Raw genomic sequence first — 5951 nt, forward strand, 5'->3', positions numbered from 1 at the left:
CCGGCCGCCGGGTCGGCGCCGCCCGGCTCGGGGGCGGCGGCGCCGGCGAGCCGCGTGAGCAGCTCGCGCTGCCTGGCGCGCCCCGAGCCGTAGAGCCGCAGCCCCGCGACGCCGCAGGTCAGCGCGAGCAGCGTCAGCCCGAGGGTCAGCAACGACAGGTCGCTCATGGTCAGTTCGCCTCCCGGGTGGCCAGCCGGCCGTCGTCGGGCTGGACGCCGAACACGGGCGGGACCGGCTGCCCCGCCAGGTGCAGCCGCTGGGCCAGGGCCCTCGGCAGCGGGTGGTGCAGGAAGTGGCCCGGCACCCGACCGTCCTCGGTCATCGGCCGGGCGCGGAACTCGGCGACGGTCGCGATCCGGAAGGTCTGCCTGCCGTGCGAGGCCATGACCGCGACCTCGGCGATCCGGCGGGTGCCGTCCGGGTGCCGCACCAGCTGCACCAGCACGTCGACCGCGCTGTTGATCTGGTCGCGCAACGCCTCGAACGGGACCTGGAGTTCGGACATCGAGGCCAGGGTCTGGAGGCGCAGCAGCGCGTCCTCCGCGCTGTTGGCGTGCACGGTGGCCAGCGAGCCGTCGTGGCCGGTGGACATGGCCTGGAGCATGTCGAGGGTCTCGCCGCCGCGCACCTCGCCGACGATGATCCGGTCGGGCCGCATCCGCAGCGAGTTGCGCACCAGGTCGCGGATGGTGACCTCGCCCTTGCCCTCGATGTTGGGCGGGCGGGACTCCAGGCGGATCACATGGCTCTGCTGGAGCTGGAGTTCGGCGGCGTCCTCGACGGTGACGATGCGTTCGCCCTCGGGGATGAGGCCGCTGAGCGCGTTGAGCAGGGTGGTTTTCCCCGAGCCCGTGCCGCCGGAGACGATCACGTTGCACTTGGCCCGCACCAGCCCGGCGAGCAGCGCCATCAGGTGCTCGTCGAGGGTGCCGAAGCCGATCAGCTCGGGCAGGGTGTACGCGCGGGGGAAGCGGCGGATGGTGAGGGTGGCGCCGGAGAGGGAGAGCGGCGGGATGATCACGTTGACCCGCTCGCCGGTGGGCAGCCGGGCGTCGACCATCGGGTTGGACTCGTCCACGCGCCGGTTGACGGCGGAGACGATCCGCTCGATGGTCTGCATCAGCTGCTCCTCGGAGGCGAAGCCGAGCGGCAGGCGCTCGACCCGGCCCGAGCGCTCCACATAGATCTGGTCGGGCCCGTTGACCATGATCTCGGTGATGGAGGGGTCCTCCAGCAGCGGTTCCAGGATGCCCAGGCCGAGGGCCTCGTCCACCACCCGGCGGATGAGCAGGGCGCGTTGCTGGGTGGAGAGCACGGGGCCCTCGCGGCTGAGGATGTGGCCGAGCACGCGTTCCAGCCGGTCCCTGCGCTCGCTCAGGTCGAGCGAGGACATCTCGGCGAGGTCGATCTCCTCCAGCAGCTTGGCCCGGTAGACGGCGACCAGCCGACCGTCGCTCAGGCCACCGCCGGCGGGCTGGTCGGGGGCGTGCACGCGGGAACGCAGGCCCATCGAGCGGTCCTTCACCTGGGAATCGCACCTCCATCGGGAGCCGGGTCGGAAACGGTCAACGGGCGGTCAACGGTCGGTCATCGGGTGGCGGTCAACGGTCGGCGGTCGCGGGGGGCGTCAGTCGCAGGGCATGGTCACCGTCCGGGAGGCGCGGCCCAGGCCGTCGAAGAACGGCAGGACCGTCGGGATCTCCACGCTGGCGGTGACGGTGGCCTCGTCGCCGCACGGGTCGAGTTCGAAGCTGGCGTTCTCGGCGAGCGGGCCGCTGAGCGCGGCCCGTCCGCTCGCGGCGTACTGGTCCTCGATCTCCTCCTGGGCCGCGGTGCGCGCGGCGGCCCTGGCGGCCGAGCCGGCCTGGAGGGCGGCATACCCGACCAGGCCGAGCTGAAGCGCGGCCAGCGCCACGGTGACCAGCAGCGGCAGCCAGCCGGCGAACTCCACGGCGGTGACGCCGCGTTCCGGCTCGCGGGCGGCGGCGTGGCGGACGGCCCACCGGAATCGGCCGGGGGACCGTGGGCGGCGGCGCGGCGGCATGGGCTCAGCCCTCCTCGACGGCGCCGGCCGTGCCGGTGACCGTCATCGGCAGGTCGAACGCGCCGGGGAAGAGCACCGGCACTTTCAACCCCACGCGGGCGGTGCGCACCTCGCCCTCCAGCGGGCAGTCCACGGTGATCTCCCAGGCGCTCGGCACATGCTCCTCGGCCGCGCTGGCGCAGGCGCCACCCGGGTCGCCCCGGGCAGCGGCGGCGGCCCTGGCGGCCTCGTCGGCGGCGTTCCCCGCGAGGGAGAACGTGTAGCCGATGAGCACGCACTGCCAGATCACCGCCATCATCAGCAGCACCAGGGGAAAGATCCCGGCGAACTCCACCATGGCCGCGCCCCGGTCGCCGCGCGGCCGGCGCCGCCCGGCGGCGGACCGCGCGCTCACGACCTTCTCCCCCGGCGGCGGCCGGAGGGCGCGGACGGGGGCGGCGCGAGCCCCAACTCGGCGGCGAGCGCCCACATCGCGCGGCGCACCTGGCCGCGCGGGTCGAGGTCCTGCACCCGGCCGGCGTCCAGCGCCTCCCGCAGCTCCCGGTACGCGGCGGGGATCACGTTCCTGGCGACCTGGGTGCCGGTGATCCGGGCGACAAGCTGTGGCTGGATGTGGCTGGCGCGCGCGTGCCGGTTGATCACGGTCAACGTGTCCTGCGCCTTGCGGATGCGCAGCCGGTCCCACATCCGCACCATGCGGTTGACGGCCCGCACCGCGATCACGTCGGGGGTGGTCACCAGCACGGCGGCGTCGGCGAGTTCGACGGCGGTGGCGTTGGCGCCGTTCATGTGGGAGCCGCAGTCCACGACGACCACGTCGAACCGGGCCCGCACGGCGGTCAGCAGCTGCCGGGCCGTGGCGTCGGTGACGTCCTCGCCGCGCTCGCCCTCGGCCGGGGCGATCAGCATGGACAGGCCGGTCTCGTGGGTGAACGTGGCCTCGGCCAGGACCTGCGGGGTGATGTCGGCGATGCCGGCGAGGTCGGCGACGGAACGGCGGAACTGCACGTCGAAGTAGGAGCCGACGTCGCCGCAGAGCAGGTCGAGGTCGACCAGCGCCACGCCCCGCTCGTAGCCGCCCGACCGCTGGGCGGCCAGGGCGAGTTGGGTGGCGAGCAGGGTGCCGCCGACGCCGCCCTTGGCGCCGCAGACGGCGATGATCCGGCCGCCCGGGCCCTGTTGGACGGTCTCGCCCGCGCCCAGGTGGCGCCGCATCCCGACCGCCCACTGGGCGGCTGCGGCGACCCGGCCGGCCAACTCGTCGTAGGAGGCGGGCAGTCCGGCCAGGCCACGGGCGCCGGCGTCCATGGCCGCCGCGTAGAGCCCGGGCGGGGGCTCGGCGGAGACCAGCACCACGCCCACGGCGGGGAAGCGCAGCGCGACCTCGCGGATCACCTCCAGGGCGGGCAGCGGGCCCACGGCCTCGTGGATCACCACCACCTCGGGCAGCCCGGTGAGGGACTCGTGGACCAGCGCCGCCAGGGTGTCGAGCAGCGTGGTGGAGTCGGGCACGGGGCGCAGCGGCTCGCTGTCCGGCAGCTGGCTGAGCAGCGTTATCAGGGAGCGGGCGGTGTCCGAGTCGCCCACCACGGGCAGAATCCGGGTCGTCAACGGTGCCACCTGCTTCCTTAGGGGAACAGCTCGTCGAGACCGGCATGGGGGTTGCCGACGATGTCGCCCATGATGGTGTATGTGCGCTCCTCCGGGGGGATTTCGGTCTCCTCCCCGGGGGCGACCAGGGCCAGCCGCACCTGTTCGGCGAACGCCTCGGCGTAGGTGACGCGTTGGGCGTCCGCGTTGTCCAGCGCGAAGGTGATCGGCACGGCCTCCATGGTGGTGCGGTCCTCGTCGTCCACCTCGGTCAGCTCGCCGACCTCGATGACCTCGGCGTTGTTGACCATCAGGCGGACGATCTCGAACTCGTCCTCCTCGTCGCCCTCGCGCTCCCTGACCCGGAACGCCGCGTACATGTTGATGGTGGCGCCCGGGTAGATCTTGCCGGCGACGCCGGTGGAGGCGTCGATCATCACGGCGATCTCCTGCTGGCCCGGGTCGAGTTCGGGCCGGTCGGAGAGCATGTCGGCCTGGAGCAGGGAGCCTTCCCTGAGCGGTCCGGCCGCGACCTTGTCGTCCAGCTGGTCGAGGTCGGTTATCGCGGTGTCCGGGAGGTAGCGCTCCGGCATGGAGACCTCGGTGAGCTGGTCGGCCGTGACCTCCTGGTAGGGCTCGACGTCCTCGGCCAGCTCGTAGGCCGTGGTCTCGGGGCCGACCTTGGACTCCACGTCGTTGATCACCGCGACCACCCCGGCGAAGGCCCCGAGGGCGAGCACCAGGGACAGCACCAGCAGGAGCAGGCCGCGCCGCTGTCGAGCGTTCATGAAAGGGGTCTACCTTCTCCGGGTCCGCCTGCCGCGGCGTCGTGGGGTGCGGTGGGCATGGGACGTGGCACGGGACATCTCGCGTGTTCTGGCGCGTGACCTGGCATGGGGAGCACCGCCGCTCATCCGGCCTGGACGGGCAGTCCTGGCCGGCCGGGTTGGCCGGACGGGCCGGGCTGGCCCGAGGGGCCCGTGGCCAGGGCGGCCCTGCGCTGGCTCGGCGTGATGGCCCGGGGCCGCCGCTCCATGGGCACCAGCGGCGAGGAGCAGAAGGCGCAGCGGTCGCCGATGAGGGTGAGGCCGCACCAGTGGCACGCCTCCTGTCGCATCGAGCTGACCATCTGGTAGAGCAGCGAGACGTCGGGGACGGCGGCGGCGAACTCGACCAGCTTGCCGGTGGCCCACCAGGAGACCGACTCGCCCGGCAGCGGCACCGGGTGGAGCGCCTGGACCTGCCAGCGCCTGGCCAGGGTGCCGGTGACCCACTCGCTGCCCAGGGAGCCGGTGGCGTAGGTGAGCGAGGTGGAGAACTGCGGCCCGGTGAGCGTGGCGCCGCCCTCGGGGCGGACCAACTGCGGGGTGGGGCCGGCCAGTACGGCGCAGGAGCGGCCCGAGGGGCGGGGGGCCTCCTGGGAGGCGGGCAGGGTGACGGGGACCCTGGCGAGCTTGCTGCCGGAGGCCAACAGGGCGCCGGCGTAGATGTAGTGGGCGAGCAGCCGGGCCGAGGCGCCCAGGACGCCGGGGCTGAAGTCACAGACGGACAGCTGGCGGAGCTGCCGGATCAGCACGGCCGTGCCCAGCGGGGGCAGGGCGCTGGGCAGCAGGGCCATCCGGTCGGTCTCCAGCATCGCCCGGACCGCGTGCAGCCGTTGCACGGTGGGCAACGGGGTGGTCGTCGGGTAGACCGCTATCAGATAGCCGTGCTGGTCGAGGGCGCGGCCGATCTCGTCCAGGGCGGCCGGGAAGTCCTGTTGGTCCGGCGGCGTGAGGACATGGGCGCCCGGGGTGTGCTGGTCCGTCGGGGGCAACACCAGGCCGGCGCTGGTGACCGCGATGGCGATCGACATCCCAACCCCCTTGTGCCATGTGGAGTGTGTGCTGAGAACCCGTCTGCCGTCGTGCGTTCTCTGCCCGTTGGGCAGCCTATCGACTCCCACCGACGGCGGAACACCACCGTCCGCGACCGACAGTTCACGAACGCTTCCGCGCGCTTCTCGTTCGGTCCTGTCCAGACCATTGACAGCCCCCGCTGGTCTGGACCAATCTGCTGCTCGACGGTGGCCACCGTTTCCCCCCGTGACACCTCCTGAGTCCGGCCGGCCCAAGGTCCGTGCCGGAAGCGGGAGTTCCCCCCACATCTGCTGACGGAGGCGAGCGTGGACAGCTTCACTTCGCATGAGAGCCCACACGAGGGCCCGCAGGAACCCCCACACCGCACCCCGCCCGGGCACCGCCGCCGGCGCCGTCCGGCGCTCCGGCTCGGCGCGGCCGCCGGGGCCGGGGTGCTGCTGGCGGCCGGCCTGGTCGGC

6 protein-coding genes are annotated in these 5951 nt (G+C 73.3%); all 6 read right to left on the reverse strand.

Annotated features, from left to right (window positions below; genetic code table 11):
- Window positions 1-169 precede the first annotated feature (169 nt).
- The 6 genes from EBN88_RS27875 to EBN88_RS27900 all read right to left on the reverse strand — a co-directional run bounded on the left by EBN88_RS27875 (window position 170) and on the right by EBN88_RS27900 (window position 5489).
- Entirely contained in the window at window positions 170-1510 is a 1341-nt protein-coding gene (locus EBN88_RS27875; RefSeq protein ID WP_122399814.1) for a CpaF family protein, read from the reverse strand.
- 117 nt (window positions 1511-1627) lie between these two features.
- A complete protein-coding gene (locus EBN88_RS27880) occupies window positions 1628-2044 on the reverse strand; it encodes a TadE family protein (RefSeq protein ID WP_122399811.1) in 417 nt (138 codons plus the stop codon).
- A 4-nt stretch (window positions 2045-2048) separates the two neighbouring features.
- A complete protein-coding gene (locus EBN88_RS27885; RefSeq protein WP_233581047.1) occupies window positions 2049-2438 on the reverse strand; it encodes a TadE/TadG family type IV pilus assembly protein in 390 nt (129 codons plus the stop codon).
- On the reverse strand, window positions 2435-3655 hold the full coding sequence (locus EBN88_RS27890) for an AAA family ATPase (protein WP_122399812.1): 1221 nt from the start codon (window positions 3653-3655) through the stop codon (window positions 2435-2437). Before EBN88_RS27890 ends, EBN88_RS27885 begins: the two co-directional genes overlap by 4 nt.
- A gap of 17 nt (window positions 3656-3672) precedes the next feature.
- Window positions 3673-4422, reverse strand: a complete 750-nt coding sequence (cpaB, locus tag EBN88_RS27895) for a Flp pilus assembly protein CpaB (RefSeq protein WP_122399813.1) — start codon at window positions 4420-4422, stop codon at window positions 3673-3675.
- 122 nt (window positions 4423-4544) lie between these two features.
- Window positions 4545-5489 carry a hypothetical protein gene (locus tag EBN88_RS27900; protein ID WP_233581049.1) on the reverse strand — a complete coding sequence of 315 codons (945 nt, stop codon included), beginning with the start codon at window positions 5487-5489 and terminating at the stop codon, window positions 4545-4547.
- Window positions 5490-5951: the final 462 nt, after the last annotated feature.

The sequence above is a fragment of the Streptomyces triticirhizae genome (assembly GCF_003696235.1).
GTDB classification, from domain to species: domain Bacteria; phylum Actinomycetota; class Actinomycetes; order Streptomycetales; family Streptomycetaceae; genus Streptomyces; species Streptomyces triticirhizae.